Consider the following 15636-nt stretch of genomic DNA (forward strand, 5'->3'; position numbering starts at 1 on the left):
GCGGGCCCCGGCGGCTCAACCGCGCCGAGTAGCACTTCGGCGCCCGAATGCGATCCCACACTTGGACGGTGCACTTCACGCCAAGGCGCCGACGGTTGTCGCGCCAGGATCGCTCAGGGGGAGCCGGTGAACACCGAGGGGTTGTTGCGCATCCATTTCACGGCCGAGGACCAGGGCAGGCTGCGGCTGGCCACGGCCACGGACTGGATGTGGGAAGTGGTGCTGAGCCTGCACTTGTTGCAATCCGGGGAGCCGGACCTCGTGTTCGACCCCTGGCGACGGAGGCTGGCCGAATTCCGGTCGCCCGATTGGGCAGCGGTGGTGGCTTTCCTCAACGTCATCAACCCCAGCGCACACTACTTTCCGGATTTCCTCACCCCGGTGACCGGAACGGGGGAGATCGCCACCGGCATCGACGCGGTGCGGTGCACCCCCAAGACGCAATTTTCGATCCAGCTCACCCGGCTGGCCCACGCGCGATTCCTCCCACCGCGAGCACGATTGCTCGCCACCGGCGACAAAGACGCGGTCGCGCACGTCTGCCGCGCGTTGCGGACCTATTACGACGCCGCGATCGCCCCGTTCCGGTCGCTGATCGACCTGCGGCTGGCGGAAGTGCGCCAGGAGTACGCCCGCGTCACGACCACCAGGGGCAGCGAGGCGCTGCTGCGGTCGCTCGGTCCCGGCTGCGCCTGGCAGCCACCGTCGCTGCTGGTCCGCTACCCCCATGACCGCGACCTGCACCTCGACGGCCGGGGACTGCTGCTCGTCCCGTCCTTCTGCTGTGTCCGCCGCCCGGTCACGCTGTTCGACCGCGACCTCGCGCCGGTGCTGGTCCTGCCGATCCGGCACGATCCCCGGTGGCTGTCAGGGAACGGCCGGTGCGCGGCAGCCGGGGAAACGCTCGGCGATCTGCTCGGCGACACCCGAGCCAGGATTCTCGACCTGGCCGGAAACGGCGCGCTCGCCACCGGCGCGATCGCCGGCCGATTGCGGATTTCGGCGCAGACGATCAGTTATCACACGAAAATCCTGCGAGACGCCGGCCTCATCACCAGCAATCGCGACGGCGCCTCGGTGATGCACCACCTCACGGCCACGGGCGTCGCCTTGTTGAACGGCCGGCCGACCCCGGTCGGACAATGGTGACCGCGGAGACCTCGAACCTGGTCGAAAGGTGTGGTGGAAACCGGGAACGGCGCGAGGATCGAGCCGTCCGGTTCTGACAACCTCGACGATGGGGAGAAGTCCATGGTGAAATGTCGGCCGATCGCCGTATTACTGAGTATGGCCGCCGGGTTGCTGCTGGCGGTGGGGCTGGTGGCACCCGCGTCCGCGACGACCACTGCGAGCTCCGGGGCCGCCGCGTCCGCTCGCGAGGCCTGCACGATCCAGGCGACGGCATTCGAGCAGCAGGGGAACACGAACGTCGTCACGGCGGCACGCACCCTGTGCGGGCCGGCTACCCTGGCGGCACCGGACACGGTGGCCGCCAACGTGCACGTCGGCTACGGATGCCGTGACAGCAACTTCGAAGGAACCTGCTGGTGGTTCGACGTCGCGAGCCCCGGCTGCTCGGGCGGCCGGACCTGGACGTGGAGCACCATCGTCCAGAACAACGTCCTGTCGTCCTGGGAGGGTGTCGGGACGTGCAGCCACGGCACGCTCTACGACCTGCCCGGCCCCGGCGGCGCCAGCATCACCTGCTACACGTGCTACGGGCTCGGCAGCATGAACGACAAGGCCTCGGCGTTGCGGGTCTACCCGTAAGCTTCAGGCCGAAGCTCCGGCTGCGACGGCGACGACCTTGACGTAGTCGCCGCAGCCGGACTTCGCGAGCTCCGAGCCCAGCGTGAAGCACTCGTCGGCGTCGATGAAGCCCATCCGCAGCGCGATCTCCTCGAGACAGGCGATGCGCACACCAGTCCGGTGCTCCAGCACCTGCACGAACTGCCCGGCCTCGAGCAGCGAATCGTGCGTGCCGGTGTCGAGCCAGGCGAACCCGCGGCTCAGCTCGACCAGCGTCGCGCGGTCCTGGCGCACGTAGGTGAGGTTGACGTCGGTGATCTCCAGCTCGCCGCGCGGCGACGGCGTCAGCGCGCGGGCGATGCCGACGACCTGGTTGTCGTAGTTTGGCTTGGTGGCAGATCCCACCGCGGTCTGTCGCCGGGCCCTACCTTTGCCACAGGCTAAGCGCGAGACCGGAACTACATCACCGTTCGGGCAGTGGCGCTGTGCTGTCATCAAGCGAGGCGAGGAGGTCACCGTATCTCTGGATGCGGTCGAGGACGTCGTCGGCGGTGAAAGTGAGCTGGGTGACGTGGGAACAGCTTGCGACTTCGGCCCAGGTGATCGGTGTCGAGACGGTGGGACGGTCGCGACCGCGCAGGGAGTACGCGGCGATCGTGGTCTTCTTCGGGTTGTTCTGCGACCAGTCGATGAACACGCGGCCGGTGCGCCGATTCGTCGCAGCGTAAAGCTGCATTCCCTTCGATCCGGAAGTTTCGCAATGGGGGTGAGTCCGTGAGCCTCCAGGAGAGCGTGGAGCCGCTCAGCGACCCGGCAACACTCCACAATCGACGCCCGGACCCCGGATCGAGGTTGAGCACCAGGCGATCCGGCGGTAGGCGCCCGCCGCCGGGATCGATCTGCCATTGCGGGACGTGCGGCTCGAGCGCGGCCGTATTTGCCGCCCACACCAGGGCCGCCAGCTCGTCCAGAAAGACGTATTCGATGACTTCCTCCCCGCGACCGGAGCGTGTGCCGGAGGTGGGCAGCCGGACGGTGCGCAGCGCCGCTCGCAACATTCTTCTCGAAGAACTGCTGGCCGCCACTCCCTTGGGAAAGCGGATGAATGTCACGGGACGGTCGGCGATGTGCGGCAGCAGGACCGGGGCGACCCGTGAGTAGTAGTTGATCTCCTCGCCCTTGGTGAACCCAGCCTGCGGGTAGCGGAACTTGCCGAGGTTCGAGATGGTCAGCCGCCGGTTCACGACCTGAACCGTCACCTTGTCCCCCAGCAGCGCCGGCTCTGCGTGTGCCGCTTTCGGGCGCTCGGCAGCGACCGTTGCAGACGGCGTCGGCCTCATTGCCGTGGCGGGTGCCGGCACCGCTCCCGGGGGCGATGACCTCGCCGGGTTTGCGATCGTCGCGTAGGCCGCGCCAGGCGGTGTGGCGGACGCGACCGGCGCTGGTGAACGTGCGAGACACGACCTCGTCGACGAGCTCGGATTCGACCCAGCGGACCCGGGCCACGTCCGCGCGGGGCGGTGCCACCGTGAACGGATGCGTGCGTCGTTCCAGCGGTTCGAGGCGAGCCTGCAGGCGGGCGCGGTCGGATTCTCTTCCGATGTTCCTCAAAGGCCTCGACGCTGTGGGACGGCCTCAGTCGTATCGCGCGACGAGTGCGTTGCCGATCGACGCCAGGTGGTCTCGCACGCCCGGAGGGCCGGTCACTTCGAGCCATTCGACCAGTCCGGCGAGTTCGCCGGCGAGCGTGTACTCGTCGTAGCCGCGGATCATGACCTTGACGCGGCCGTCGGTCGTGGCGCCGCCCACTTGGAGCCGGCTGCCGAGCCCCATCCGGAGCAGGCCGATCCCGTGGAGCACGCACACCGCCTGGATTTCCAGCGGCATTCGCTTGCGGTCGATCTCGCCGGCGATTTCGTGCCAGCTCTCGGCGAGGTCGAAGTCCTCGGGCCGGTGCACGGGATCGCCGGTCGGTTCGACGGACGACACGCGGTCGATCCGGAAGGTCCGCCGGCCGGCCTCGGTGCCGGCGACGAGGTACCACGACGGACCTTTGGTGACGATGCCCAGCGGGTGGACGGCCCTCTCGGTTTCGGCGCCGTTGCTGTCGACGTAGCCGAGCCGCACCTGGACGCCGCGGATCACCGCGTCCTGGAGTTCGTCGAGGAAACGAGGTGGTCGGCGCTCGACCCGATCCGACCCCCACTGTTGCGGGTCCATGACCAACGACGACGCCGCTGCCTCGGCCTGCACCCGGAAGGGCTCCGGCAGGGCGTGGACGAGCTTGCGCAGGGCTGCTTTCACGGCCGGCGTCGCAGACGAGGCCGGGCCGGCAACCAGGAACAGGGCGCGGGCTTCACCCGCGGTCAACCCGGACAGGTCGGTGCGGGCGCCGCCCACGAGGCGCCAGCCACCGCCTCGGCCCTGTATGGGGTACAGGGGCACCCCGGCCATGGCCAGGGCGTCGAGGTCGCGGCGGGCGGTGCGCTCGGAGACCTCCAGCTCCTGGGCGACTTCAGCCGCTGTCACCTGCTCGCGCCGTTGCAGCAGGAGGAGGACGGCCACCAGCCGGTCGGTTCGCACGGTGGCCACAATTCCACATAAAACCGGTCATGGGGTGACCGGTTTAGCCGGCAAGATGGGTGTCGCGGCCTCATCGACGAGTCCGACCACCCACGACGTGCCGGCCCTCGGCCCGTCGGGGTGCGCCGACGCCATCGCCGGAGTGCTTTCGTCGCCTGAAACCATGAAAGATTAGGAAAAATTCAATGTTCGATCCAGCCGATTTTCCCGAGCCCGCCATTGTTCCAGTCAACGGCGTGGAACTCGAAGTATTCGAAGCAGGCCGAGAAAACAAGGGAAAACCCATCGTGCTCTGCCACGGCTGGCCGGAGCACGCCTTCACCTGGCGTCACCAGATGCCCGTCCTCGCCGCAGCCGGCTACCACGTCATCGCACCGAACCAGCGGGGCTACGGCAACTCCTCCCGCCCGACCGAGGTGACGGACTACGACATCGAACACCTGACGGGCGACCTCGTCGCGCTCCTGGATCACCATGGCTACGAGGACGCCACTTTCGTCGGCCATGACTGGGGCGCGTTCGTCGTCTGGGGGCTGACCCTGTTGCACCCCGACCGGGTGAACAAGCTGATCACCATGAGCCTGCCTTACCAGGAGCGCGGAGAAACACCGTGGATCGAGGTCATGGAAACCTTCCTCGGCGGCGACTTCTATTTCGTCCACTTCAACCGGCAGCCGGGCGTCGCGGACGCCGTGTTCGATGACAACACCTCCCAGTTCATCCGCAACCTCTACCGGAAGAACGTGCCCCCCCCCCCCCCCCGCACCCCCTGAGCCGGGCATGGAATTCATCAATCTTGCCAAGGCGGAAACACCACTCGGTGAGCCCGTCATGAGCGACAGCGACCTGGCCGTCATCGTCTCCGCGTTCGAGACGTCGGGGTTCACCGGCGGCATCAACTGGTACCGGAACCTCGACCGCAACTGGCACCAGCTGGCGGACGCGGACCCGATCATCAAGCAGCCCACCCTCATGATCTACGGCGATCGGGACCTCGCGGTCCCGAGGTTCGAAAAACTGGCAGAGTTCGTTCCCAACGTGGAAGTGGCCGGCCTGGACTGCGGTCACTGGATCCAGCAGGAAATGCCCGAAGAAACAAACCAAGTGATTTCAGAATGGCTGGACCGGCAGGGCTAGTGACTACCCGGCGACGCGCGGGCCACGATGATCCGGGACCGCATCGCCGCCACCGCGGGGAATCCCCACCGTCTCGAGCGGCGACTCGATCACCGGTGGCGCGGTGTGGAGGCCGCCACCCAGCGGTGAGCTCAGCCGAAAACCCGCCGCTGGATCTCGCGGCGGTAGTCCTCCAGGGTGTTGTCCAGGTGGACGGCGGCGGCGCGCGCGGCCGCCTCCGGGTCGCCGTCCCGGATCGCCTGGTAGATCGCGACGTGCTCCTCGACCGCTTCCGCCGCGTGTTCGCCGACGGTGCCGTGCAGGCCGATCGTGCTGGACTGGTGTTGCAACCGCCGCGCCTCACGCACGGCGGCCAGCAGGAACTGGTTGTGGGACGCGGCCGCGATGCCGAGGTGGAACTCGTCGTCGCCGCGGTCGAACAAAGCCGCTTCGCCGGTGAGGTGGCCCTGCCGGCAGGTTTCCGCCGCCGCTTCGATCACCCGCAGCTCGCCCGGCGTGGCCCGGGTCGCCGCCAGCCGGCCGGCGGTCATCTCCTGGACCCGGCGGAACTCGAACAGCATGTAGATGTGCTCGAGGTCCGTCGGCAGGAACAGGCTGCCCCAGTGCGCCGAGCCGAGCATCCCCTCGTCATCGGCGACGTACAGGCCCCGTCCCTTCTGCGCGCGTACCCGGCCGATCGCCGAGAGGATCTTGACCGCCTCCCGCACCATGGTGCGGGAGCTGCCCAGCCGCGACGCCAGCTCGTTCTCGGTGGGCATGCGGTCCCCCGGCCGCAGCCGCAGCTCGGTGATGAGCCGGAGGATCCGCTCGGCGACGAGCTCGTAACCGGGCCGGTACGACGTCGGCGATCGGGTCTCCGGCGCGTCGCCGCGGGCCGGACCGGGGTCGATCGACGCGTGCCCGCCGTCCACCACTCGCACCTCCCGCTCACCGTCGGTGTGAAGCATACATTCGGATTGATGATCCGCAGATAAGTCCTACCAATTTTTGGGCTCGCCCCCTCTTGACTACGGACATCGGACGGACTCTCATGGAAGCCGCATCCAGCAACACGAGATGTGTCCGACACATGGCCGTATGCCGTTGTCTGATCAGTTCGGCTTGCGGGCACCACGATGGAGTGGAGTAGCTCATGACAGCCCCAGCCCCCGGAGCCAGGAGATCAGCTCAGCGCCGCCGGCGGTCCGCCGGACTGGCGCTCGGCGTCGCGGCCGTCCTCGCGGCGGTCACGGCGTGCGGGAACGGCGGCAGCGGCACCGGCGCCCCGACCGGGTTCCAGCCCGTCCAGCAGACCGGCGGACCGCTCACCGTGTGGATCGACTCGACGCGGCTGCCCGCCGCGCAGCTCTACCAGAAGCAGCACCCGGCGACGAAGCTGAACATCGTCACCTACGACGGTGACGCCAACGGCTCCAACTACCTGCGGACCAAGGTCAGTCTGTTCAACCGCACCCGCAGCGGCTGGCCGGACGTCGTGTTCAGCACCCAGAACAACGAGACCTCGTGGGCGGTGCAGGCCGGCTTCACCGCGCCCCTGAACAAGGGACAGATCCCCGACGCGACGCTGAGCGGCTGGGCCCCCGGCGCCAACGCCCCCTGCACCGTGGACGGCACGCTCTACTGCCTGCGCAACGACCTCGCCCAGACCGTGCTCTGGTACAACGCTTCGCTGATGCGGCAGTGGAACTACCAGGTGCCCAAGACCTGGGAGGAGTACCAGGCGCTGGGTCAGCGCGTCGCCACCGAGCACCTCGGTTACCTGGTCGGCACGGCCGGGGACAACTTCACCCCGGAGATCTACCTGTGGGCCGCCAAGTGCGGCGCCAACGAGATCACCGGCCCGAAGGCGGTGAAGGTCAACACCACGAGCCCGGCCTGCACCCGGATGGCGGCGCTGCTCGACACCCTCGTCGCGAACCGCTCGATGTCCACCAGCAGCGTGTTCAGCTCGGACTTCGACAAGAACTCCGGCGACAAGATCCTCATGCTGCCGGGGCCGTCCTGGTTCGGCGGGTCGATCTTCCAGGAGTCCTTGAAGACGCCCAAGGGCCAGATCGGCGTCGCGCCGATGCCGCAGTGGGCCGGCGAAACCGCCCCGTCGGTCGGCAACGTCGGCGGGGGCACCTGGCTGCTGTCCGCCCACAGCGCCAACCTCAAGGACGCCACCGACTTCCTCACCTGGGTGACCACCGCGCCTGACTACCAGGGCCAGGTCGCACCGGGCTACCCGGCGAACACGGGCGCGGCGAAGGCCTGGCTGGCGAAGCAGACGGCCAGCGGGTACTACGCCGGCGACATCACCGGGCCGCTGCAGACGGCCGCCGCACAGGTGTGGCCGGGCTGGGGCTACGGGCAGTTCAGCCAGGAGGCGATCTGGGCCGCCACCGTCACCACCGGCCAGACCGCCGGGAAGACGATCGTCTCCCTGCTGCCCGACTGGCAGAAAGCGATCACCGACTACGCGAAGTCCAACGGGTACGAGGTCAGCCAGTGACCACGGCTACCCAGCCGTCCCGGCGACGGACCCGTTGGCCGGGCCGGGCCGGGCACCTCTTCGTCGCGGCCTACGTCGTCCTGCTGGTCGCGTTCGGGGTCGTGCCCACGGTCTACGCGATCTACTTCGCGTTCACCGACGCGGGTGACCGCTTCGCCGGCCTGTCCAACTTCGTCGAGGCCGCCGGTGACTTCCGGTACCTCTCCGCTGTCGGGCACGTGGCGCTCTACCTGCTGTGCTGGCTGGTGTCGCTGGTGGTGTTCGTCGTCGGGCTGGCCCTGGTGCTGCACCGGCTGGCCTCCCGGGCGGCCGGCACCGCCCTGCGGTTCCTCTACTACATCCCCGGGGCGCTGGCCGGTGCGGCCGGCGTGCTGGTCTGGCTGTTCATGCTGGACCCGTCGGTGAGCCCGGTGAGCTTCCTGTTGCGGGCGCTGGGTTTCGACACCTTCGGCGAGGTCGTCGCACCCGGGCACCTGCCGGTCCTGTTCACCATGATCGCCTTCTGGACGGGAGCGGGCGGCTGGATCGTCGTGATGTACGGCGCGCTGAACACCATCTCCCCCGACCTGCTGGAAGCGGCGCGGATCGACGGCGCGGGCGCGTGGCAGACCGCGTGGCGCATCCAGATCCCCTTGTTGCGCAAGTGGATCGTCTACATGGTGATCCTCGCCTTCGCCGGCGGAACCCAGCTGTTCGTCGAACCGCAGCTGCTCTCGCAGGCGAGCGTCGGGGTCGCCGGCCGCGACTACTCGCTCAACCAGCTCTCCTACGACTTCGCGTTCCAGAACGACAACGTGAACACGGCCGCGGCCATCTCGGTGGAGCTGCTGGTGATCGGCGTGGCCGTCGCCGGTGTGTTCGTGGCCCGATCGGGGTTCTTCGATGCCGACTAGCCCCGGCCGGAAGCTGCCGAACCCGCTTTCGGTGCTGGTGCTCGCCCTGTTCGCGATCTTCTTCGTGCTTCCGGTGCTGTGGCTGCTGCTGGCCGCGACCAAGACCGACGACCAGCTCGTGCACGGCAACCCGCTGTCGTTCGGCTCGTGGGACGCTCTCGGGGACAACTGGTCCGCGCTGACCACGTTCGGGGACGGCGCGATCTTCCGGTGGCTGGGCAACTCCGCGCTGTACTCCTTCATCGCGCTCGCGATCACGCTGTGCGTGGCGATCCCGGCCGGCTACGCCCTCGCGATGACCGGGTTCCGCGGCCGGCGCACGCTGCTCGTCGCGACGCTGGTGGTCATGCTGATGCCGAACGCGACGCTGGTGGTCCCGCTGTTCCTCGAAGTCAACGCCGTCCACCTGATCGGCTCGATGTGGTCGATCATCCTGCCGTACTCGTTCTACCCGTTCGGCGTGTACCTGACCTACATCTACTTCTCCACCGCACTCCCCCGCGACCTGATCGACGCGGCGAAGCTCGACGGCTGCTCGCAGTTCGGCGCGTTCAGCCACATCGCCCTGCCCCTGGCCGCACCGATCGTCGCCCTCGTCGGCTTCTTCAGCTTCGTCGCCAACTGGACAAACTACTTCCTGCCGTACGTTCTGCTCCCGGAAAGCGGCCAGTTCCCCGTCCAGGTCGGCCTGGGCACCCTCCTCGACGCCGTCCCGCAGTTCAACCCGACCGCCGGCACCGCGGCGGTCGAGCGCCCGGAACTGGCGCTGGCCACCCTGCTCGCGATCACCCCGGTCCTCGTCGTCTTCCTCTTCTCCCAACGTTTCCTGGTCGCCGGGATGCTCGCCGGCGCAATTAAGGAGTGACCTCCATGGAGAACTTTGATGCCTCCCGTCATCACCGCCTCGGTACCCCTGCTCGAACCGCCGGGCTGGGCGATCGCGCAACGCGAGCTGTTCGCCCTGCTCGACCGGGCGTGGCGCCGGTTCGCCCGTGATTTCACCGGCCCGGACGGACGGCTGCGGTACGAGGGCGTTCTCACCACCCGCGACGGCGTGGACGACTTCTACGAGACGTTCTTCAACTGGCCCCAGCTCTACCTGCTCGGCGGCGCCGACGACCTGCTCACCGAGTCCGAGCACCACTGGGAGGGCGTCACCCGGCAGCTGACCGAGCTGGGCATGCTGCACGACGAATACGAACGCGGCTACGACTGGTTCCACCAAGGCGAAAGCCTGCTGCTGCTGTACTTCCTGTGCATGGCCGCGCCCGGGCGGTGGCGGGACCGGGCGCTGCGGTTCGCGGAGCTCTACGTCGATCCCGCGCACGGCAACTACGATCCCGTCCACCGCATCATCCGGCGTCCCCACAACGGCAGCGACCCGGCGCGCGAAGGGCTCTTCGACGGCGGCGCGTACCCATGGCTGCCCCGGGAGGCCATGACGTACGGCTTCCCGCTGGAGTGGCTGCCACCGGACGACTCTGCGCTGGGCGAGCAGATGCACCGGCGGATGGGGACAGGCGACACCGCGGTCAACCTCGCGGCGTCCGGGCTGGTCTTCAACGCCCTGCTGCTGTCGGGCGAGGGGCGCTACCGCGACTGGCTCGCCGAGTACGTGGGCGCCTGGCGTGAGCGCGCGGCCGCCAACGGCGGCATCCTGCCCGACAACGTCGCGCCCGACGGCACCGTGGGCGGGCTGCTGGAGGGTCGCTGGTACGGCGGGCACTACGGCTGGTCGTGGCCGCACGGCTGGTACAGCGTCGGGCACGCCGCCGTCGTCGGCGCGCTGGCGGCCGCGCTCGCCACGGGCGACGACACGTTCACCGACCTGGTGCGCCCGGCCCTGGACGAGATCATCGCCCAGGGCAAGGTGATGGCCTTCACCGAAGCGGACTCCAGCCTCGGCTCCAAGTGGTCGGTCCAGCTGTGCGAGGACGTGCGCACGCCTACGCTGCACGTTCCCTTCCGCCACGACGACCGGGGCTGGTTCGACTACAACCCGATGCTGATGGGCGTCCCGGTCGCCCTGTGGCACCACTCCGCCTCGGCCGGCGACCGGGACCGCCTCGACCGGCTGCGGACCGCGAGCGGCTACGACTGGCGTACCGTGCGGCCTTTCCGCAGCAAGGAAGAAGCCGGTCACGAAGAGCCCTGGTTCGCCTTCCTCGCCGGCGACGACCCCGGCTACCCGGAGCGGATCCTGGCCGCGGCGCAGGCCCAGGTGCGCCACCGGCTGACCCGCATGGAGCGCTACCGCGACCGGGACGTCCCCGAAGCCGACATCCACCTGTGGCAGCAGTCCAACCCGGTGGTCACCGAGGCGCTGGTGCAGCTCACCTGGGGCGCTCCGCAGGTCGTCTACAACGGCGGCCTGCAGCAGGCCCGCGTGCGCTACTACGACGCACAGGCGCGGCGCCCGGGGCTGCCGCCGTCGGTGTCGGCCCTGGTTTCCGGCATCGACCCGGACGCGACCGTGCTCGACCTGGTCAACCTCGACCCGGAAGAGCGGCGGACGGTGATCGTGCAGGCCGGCGCGTTCGCCGAGCACCACATCCGCACCGCCCGCCACAGCGTCTGCGACGACCCGTCGTGGATCGGCGATCTCTACGACTACGGCCACGGCGAGCCGGCGGTGACGTCCGCGTCGATCGACGTCGAAGGCCCGTGGCTGGAGGTGGAGCTGCCCCGCTCCACCCGCGTCCGCCTGACCCTGCGGCTCGCCCTGCGTGCCCGTCCGCCGTCCTACGCCACCCCGTTCGACGAGCAGGCCTCCGCAGGCGCTCCGTGAAGCGGACAACGCTCGGGGAGACCGAGCCGGAGGAAGCCTGCCTCGAACCGGTCCGCGATCTCCCGTGGCCCAGCGGCCGCCCGGAGAACCGGCTGCGGGGAGCGCCGGTGTGACCGGGGTCCTCGACGCGCACGTGCACTTCTGGGACCCGCGGAAGCTGCGCTACCCCTGGCTCGACGGCATCGCGGCCCTGAACCGGCCGTTCACCCCCGGCGACTTCCCGGGACGTCTCCGGAGCGACGTCATTGTCGTCGAGGCGGGACGAGCGCCCGCGGATGCCGCCGGCGAGATCGGGTGGCTGCGGGAGGAAGCGCGGCGGCGGTCGTGGATCCGCGGCATGGTCGCGCACGTCGACGTCGAAAGCCCGGCAGCGACGAACCGGTTCCTCGCCGGGTACGGCGGTGATCCGTTCGTGGTCGGGGTCCGGCGCAACGTGCAGGACGAAGCGCCCGGTTTCCTCCGCGACCGCGGGTTCCGGGCGGGTGTGCGGCTGCTGGGCGAGGCGGGGTTGCCGTTCGACGCGTGCGTCCGCGCCCACCAGGTGCCCGAGCTGACCGAACTGGCGGCCGCCTGCCCGCGGACCACGATCGTCCTGGACCACCTCGGCAAGCCCACGCCGGGCGGCCCCGGGTACGAGCGGTGGCGCCGGGACCTGCGCCGGCTGGCCCGGCACGCCACCGTCCTCTGCAAGCTGTCCGGACTGGCCACCGAGGCCACCCCGGGCACCGCTCGCCCGGTCGTGGTCGACGCGGTGCGCGAAGCCCTGGACACGTTCGGCCCCAGCCGGTGCCTGTACGGCAGCGACTGGCCCGTCCTGACCCTGGCCACGGATCACGGGGCGTGGCGGGACCTGATCGGCGACGCGCTCGCCACCCACCCCGCCGCGGCCGCCGAAGCGGTTTTCCACCACAACGCCGCCCGGACCTACCAGGTGCCCGGACCGGGAGCCCGAAAGGACCTGGACCCCCGGGTGGTGCGCCACCCGCCTCATCCACGCGGATGAGTGCCGGGTGACGATCTGAGTCACCCACCGGCCCACTGCTGGTTGGTCCCACCGTTGCAGGTCCAGACGATCACCGCGGTTCCGTTGGTGGTCGCCGCGCCGGAGACGTCCAAGCACAGGCCCGACTGGCCGTTCGTGAGGGTGCCGTTGGAGTTCGACGTCCACTTCTGGCCGTTGCCGCCGGTGCAGTTCGCGATCACCGCCGCGGTGCCGGCGGCGGTCCCGCCGCCCGCGGTGTCCAGGCACCGCTGCGAACTTCCGGAGTAGACGGTCAACGCCCCGGTGCTCGTGCGGGTCCACTGCTGGTTCGTGCCGCCGTGACAGTCCCAGATCGCCAGCGCGGTACCGGCGGTGGTCGACGAGCTGGGCACGTCCAGGCACCGGTTCGCGGCCACGGCGCGCACCGCGCCATCACCGCCGCTTCCGCCACCGCCGTTGAGCACGTCGAGGACGGCGGTGTAGGCCTGCTTCTTGCCGTAGTTGCCGTCGAACAGCAGCGGTGTGTCCCCCGAACGCCACGAATACTTGTCCGTGACGCCCCAGACGGTGATGCCGGTGCAGCGTGAGACCGCCATACAGGCCTGCGCGACCTGCCGGTACACGTTCGCCTGACCGGACCCCGAGCCGCCGACGTCCAGCTCGGTGATCTGCACGTCGACGCCGAGGTCGGCGAAGCGCTGGAGGTTCGCCTGGTAGCTGCCGAGGTTGGAGTTCGAGCCGAGGTGGCTCTGGAAGCCCACGCAGTCGATCGGCACGCCCCGGCTCTTGAAGTCCCGGACCATGGTGTAGATCCCGGTGCTCTTCGCGTTGACGCCGTCGGTGTTGTAGTCGTTGTAGCAGAGCTTGGCGTTCGGGTCGGCCGTGCGAGCCGCGCGGAACGCGTCCTCGATGTAGCTGTCACCGAGCTTCTGCTGGAACACCGACTGCCGGCGGGTGCCGTTCTCCTCGAACGCCTCGTTGACGACGTCCCACGCGTAGAGCTGGCCCTTCCAGTGGCCGGCCACCTGGCTGATGTGGTTCAGCATCGCCGAGCGCAGGTTGCTCGCGTCCAGCCCGCTCACCCACCCGGCCAGCTGCCCGTGCCACACCAGCGTGTGCCCGCGGATCTTCATCCCTTTGCCGCGGCCCTGGCTGACGATCTGCTCCCCCGGCCCGAAGTTGAACTGGTTGCGGTTCGGCTCGACCGTGGCCCACTTCATCTCGTTTTCCGGGGTGACGCCGTTGTGCTCGGACGTCCACGTGTTCACGTAGGCCGATTCGCCGAGGTGGCTCGTGGAGATCGCGGCGCCGAAGTACCTTCCGCTCTGCGCCGCCGCGGCCCCGAGTGTGCTCGCCGCTCCCGCGACGCCGGGGAACAACACCAGGGCGCTCGCCGCGAGACCGGCGGTCGCGGTGGCGGCGAGCGCGGTCCGCCACCGGAATGGGCTGGTAGTCATGACAACCTCGTTCCTCCTTCGATGGTCCTAACCCAGCGTCCACTGCTGGTTGCTGCCGCCGTTGCAGGTCCACAGCTCGACCAGCGCGCCGTTGGCCGTGGACGCGCTCGTCACGTCCAGGCACAGACCGGACTGCCCGCCGGTGACCGTGCCGTTCGAGTTGACGGTCCACTGCTGGTTGGCCTGGCCGTTGCAGGACCAGGTCACCACCTTCGTCCCGGCACTGGTCCCGTTGCCCGAGGCGTCCAGGCAGAGCGTCTGCCCGCCGACGGTGGCCGTCAGCTGGTTCGACGACGTGCGGGTCCAGGTCTGGTTCGCCTGGCCGCTGCAGCTGTAGATCTGCAGCTGGGTGCCGGCCGTCGTGGTGGATCCCGGGACGTCGAGGCACTTGCCGGCGCCCACCGCGTGCAGCGGCCCGGTGCTGGTGCCGCCGCCGCCGGTGCCGTACCCGGCGGCGGTGATGTTGGCCTGTACGGCGTTCTCGGTGGCGTCCGACGGGTAGCCCGACGTCATCACGCCTTCGTAGAAGGTGCCCGCGGAGCCGATGCTGTTGTCACCACCGGTGCCGAGGATGATCGCGCCTTCCTTCCGCATCGGGTTGTACCCGGACACGTTGGGGCGGGCACCGTCGTAGAAGGTGGACAGACCACCGGACTGCGCGTTGCCGCCGCGGATGGCCCAGTGGTTGGACTCGCCCTTGATGATCGCGGTGAGGTAGCGGTGGCTGATGCTGGGGTCGTTGGCGTTGTACCGCTGGTTGATTCCGGAGAACAGGCCGTTCTCCAGGTCGGACATGATCCACGGGCCGTTTCCGGCGCCGTAGCCCCAGACCTTGATGTTGCCGAAGTAGATGGCCTCCATGGTGCCGTTGCCGTTGTCCCGGCTGTTGCGCTCGGCGTTGCCGTAGTCGAAGCAGCAGCCGCCGTTGTAGTGCGTGCCGTCGAAGATCGCGTACATGCCCTCCGGCTGGTCGCCGGTCGCGGTGCCGGTGGCGTTGTTGTTGCGGTAGCCGGTGCCGGGGGCCACGAACACGCCGTAGGCCTTCTGGCCGCCGACGGTGATCGGGGCGGCGGCCGCGTTGGCGAGGTTGTCGTACCCACCGGCCGCCGGGCCGGAGAACCCGCCCGGCGGGGCCTGAGTCAGGTGGTTGCCGCGGCCGGACTGGTCGTAGATGACGGTGATCAGGCACGTCGTGCCCGCGCAGAACGAATCCTGGGTCGCGGCGTTCGCGACACCGCCGGCGCTCAGGACGCCGACGTCCCGCGTCGCGTTGTCGGAGGACCGCCGGACCTGGTACAGGGCACCGTTGTACGAGCCGTACAGGGCGCGCGTGGTGGAATGCGCGGCGACGCAGGACGTGCCGCCGGCGGCGTAGAGGTCGCACGGCCCCTGCGTCGCGGCCTGCGCCGGTACGGCCGGGCCGGCCAGCGCGCCCGCGGCGAGCGCCACCACGGCACCCGCGGTTTGCGACAACCTTCTCCATCGTGCTTTTGCGACCATCAGCGAACTCCTTTGTCCGGACGAACGAGTACCAGGCGATCCGGCTTCTCTTA

Annotated in this window: 14 protein-coding genes and 3 pseudogenes; 9 read left to right on the forward strand and 8 right to left on the reverse strand. The window is 69.3% G+C overall.

Going from position 1 to position 15636, the window contains the following annotated elements:
* The first annotated feature begins 126 nt into the window (after positions 1-126).
* On the forward strand, positions 127-1149 hold the full coding sequence (locus tag ACLJQZ_RS03955) for an ArsR/SmtB family transcription factor (protein ID WP_410618629.1): 1023 nt from the start codon (positions 127-129) through the stop codon (positions 1147-1149).
* 138 nt (positions 1150-1287) lie between these two features.
* Complete coding sequence (locus tag ACLJQZ_RS03960; protein ID WP_410618630.1) at positions 1288-1770, forward strand: hypothetical protein; 483 nt, start codon at positions 1288-1290, stop codon at positions 1768-1770.
* A 3-nt stretch (positions 1771-1773) separates the two neighbouring features.
* On the opposite strand, the pseudogene ACLJQZ_RS03965 reads toward ACLJQZ_RS03960, so the two are convergent.
* From ACLJQZ_RS03965 to ACLJQZ_RS03985, 5 genes and pseudogenes are all read right to left on the reverse strand, one after another.
* A pseudogene (locus ACLJQZ_RS03965) lies at positions 1774-2130 on the reverse strand (sugar phosphate nucleotidyltransferase); the annotation flags it as partial.
* An 82-nt stretch (positions 2131-2212) separates the two neighbouring features.
* The gene (locus ACLJQZ_RS03970; RefSeq protein WP_410618631.1) at positions 2213-2485 is read right to left on the reverse strand and encodes a hypothetical protein; all 273 of its coding nucleotides are present in this window, start codon (positions 2483-2485) and stop codon (positions 2213-2215) included.
* 148 nt (positions 2486-2633) lie between these two features.
* Positions 2634-3089 (reverse strand): annotated as a pseudogene (locus ACLJQZ_RS03975) (DNA ligase D); the annotation flags it as partial.
* Positions 3090-3201: 112 nt separating this feature from the next.
* Positions 3202-3360: pseudogene (locus ACLJQZ_RS03980) on the reverse strand (hypothetical protein); the annotation flags it as partial.
* 24 nt (positions 3361-3384) lie between these two features.
* Positions 3385-4332: a helix-turn-helix transcriptional regulator gene (locus ACLJQZ_RS03985; RefSeq protein WP_410618633.1), complete on the reverse strand. Its 948-nt coding sequence runs from the start codon at positions 4330-4332 to the stop codon at positions 3385-3387.
* Between the two features lie 185 nt (positions 4333-4517).
* Between ACLJQZ_RS03985 and ACLJQZ_RS03990 the strand changes: the two genes are divergently transcribed.
* Both ACLJQZ_RS03990 and ACLJQZ_RS03995 read left to right on the forward strand, forming a co-directional pair.
* The gene (locus tag ACLJQZ_RS03990) at positions 4518-5105 is read left to right on the forward strand and encodes an alpha/beta fold hydrolase (RefSeq protein WP_410618635.1); all 588 of its coding nucleotides are present in this window, start codon (positions 4518-4520) and stop codon (positions 5103-5105) included.
* 7 nt (positions 5106-5112) lie between these two features.
* Positions 5113-5469, forward strand: coding sequence for an alpha/beta fold hydrolase (locus tag ACLJQZ_RS03995; RefSeq protein WP_410618636.1), 357 nt, complete (start codon positions 5113-5115; stop codon positions 5467-5469).
* Positions 5470-5600: 131 nt separating this feature from the next.
* Here ACLJQZ_RS03995 and ACLJQZ_RS04000 read toward each other — a convergent pair whose 3' ends face one another.
* On the reverse strand, positions 5601-6380 hold the full coding sequence (locus ACLJQZ_RS04000) for a FadR/GntR family transcriptional regulator (protein WP_410618637.1): 780 nt from the start codon (positions 6378-6380) through the stop codon (positions 5601-5603).
* A 221-nt stretch (positions 6381-6601) separates the two neighbouring features.
* Between ACLJQZ_RS04000 and ACLJQZ_RS04005 the strand changes: the two genes are divergently transcribed.
* The 5 genes from ACLJQZ_RS04005 to ACLJQZ_RS04025 all read left to right on the forward strand — a co-directional run bounded on the left by ACLJQZ_RS04005 (position 6602) and on the right by ACLJQZ_RS04025 (position 12647).
* Complete coding sequence (locus ACLJQZ_RS04005; protein ID WP_410618638.1) at positions 6602-7963, forward strand: ABC transporter substrate-binding protein; 1362 nt, start codon at positions 6602-6604, stop codon at positions 7961-7963.
* Positions 7960-8856 (forward strand): carbohydrate ABC transporter permease, encoded by an 897-nt coding sequence (locus ACLJQZ_RS04010; RefSeq protein WP_410618639.1) that lies wholly within the window; start codon positions 7960-7962, stop codon positions 8854-8856. The genes ACLJQZ_RS04005 and ACLJQZ_RS04010 overlap by 4 nt, the downstream gene beginning before the upstream one ends.
* Positions 8846-9721 carry a carbohydrate ABC transporter permease gene (locus ACLJQZ_RS04015; protein WP_410618640.1) on the forward strand — a complete coding sequence of 292 codons (876 nt, stop codon included), beginning with the start codon at positions 8846-8848 and terminating at the stop codon, positions 9719-9721. The genes ACLJQZ_RS04010 and ACLJQZ_RS04015 overlap by 11 nt, the downstream gene beginning before the upstream one ends.
* An 18-nt stretch (positions 9722-9739) precedes the next feature.
* Complete coding sequence (locus ACLJQZ_RS04020) at positions 9740-11644, forward strand: hypothetical protein (protein ID WP_410618642.1); 1905 nt, start codon at positions 9740-9742, stop codon at positions 11642-11644.
* A 109-nt stretch (positions 11645-11753) separates the two neighbouring features.
* Positions 11754-12647, forward strand: coding sequence for an amidohydrolase family protein (locus tag ACLJQZ_RS04025; protein WP_410618644.1), 894 nt, complete (start codon positions 11754-11756; stop codon positions 12645-12647).
* 20 nt (positions 12648-12667) lie between these two features.
* On the opposite strand, the gene ACLJQZ_RS04030 is transcribed toward ACLJQZ_RS04025, so the two are convergent.
* Entirely contained in the window at positions 12668-14083 is a 1416-nt protein-coding gene (locus ACLJQZ_RS04030) for an endo-1,4-beta-xylanase (RefSeq protein ID WP_410618645.1), read from the reverse strand.
* A 27-nt stretch (positions 14084-14110) separates the two neighbouring features.
* The gene (locus ACLJQZ_RS04035) at positions 14111-15583 is read right to left on the reverse strand and encodes an arabinofuranosidase catalytic domain-containing protein (RefSeq protein ID WP_410618646.1); all 1473 of its coding nucleotides are present in this window, start codon (positions 15581-15583) and stop codon (positions 14111-14113) included.
* Positions 15584-15636: the final 53 nt, after the last annotated feature.

Source organism: Amycolatopsis sp. cmx-8-4 (assembly GCF_046548675.1).
GTDB lineage: Bacteria > Actinomycetota > Actinomycetes > Mycobacteriales > Pseudonocardiaceae > Amycolatopsis.

Bases quoted from the DNA above. Each gene is read 5' to 3' on its own strand.
- ACLJQZ_RS03960 (WP_410618630.1), top strand. From the start codon at position 1,288: ATGGCCGCCGGGTTGCTGCTGGCGGTGGGGCTGGTGGCACCCGCGTCC.
- ACLJQZ_RS03970 (WP_410618631.1), bottom strand. From the start codon at position 2,485: ATGCAGCTTTACGCTGCGACGAATCGGCGCACCGGCCGCGTGTTCATC.
- ACLJQZ_RS03990 (WP_410618635.1), top strand. From the start codon at position 4,518: ATGTTCGATCCAGCCGATTTTCCCGAGCCCGCCATTGTTCCAGTCAAC.
- ACLJQZ_RS03995 (WP_410618636.1), top strand. From the start codon at position 5,113: ATGGAATTCATCAATCTTGCCAAGGCGGAAACACCACTCGGTGAGCCC.
- ACLJQZ_RS04005 (WP_410618638.1), top strand. From the start codon at position 6,602: ATGACAGCCCCAGCCCCCGGAGCCAGGAGATCAGCTCAGCGCCGCCGG.
- ACLJQZ_RS04015 (WP_410618640.1), top strand. From the start codon at position 8,846: ATGCCGACTAGCCCCGGCCGGAAGCTGCCGAACCCGCTTTCGGTGCTG.
- ACLJQZ_RS04020 (WP_410618642.1), top strand. From the start codon at position 9,740: ATGCCTCCCGTCATCACCGCCTCGGTACCCCTGCTCGAACCGCCGGGC.
- ACLJQZ_RS04030 (WP_410618645.1), bottom strand. From the start codon at position 14,083: ATGACTACCAGCCCATTCCGGTGGCGGACCGCGCTCGCCGCCACCGCG.
- ACLJQZ_RS04035 (WP_410618646.1), bottom strand. From the start codon at position 15,583: ATGGTCGCAAAAGCACGATGGAGAAGGTTGTCGCAAACCGCGGGTGCC.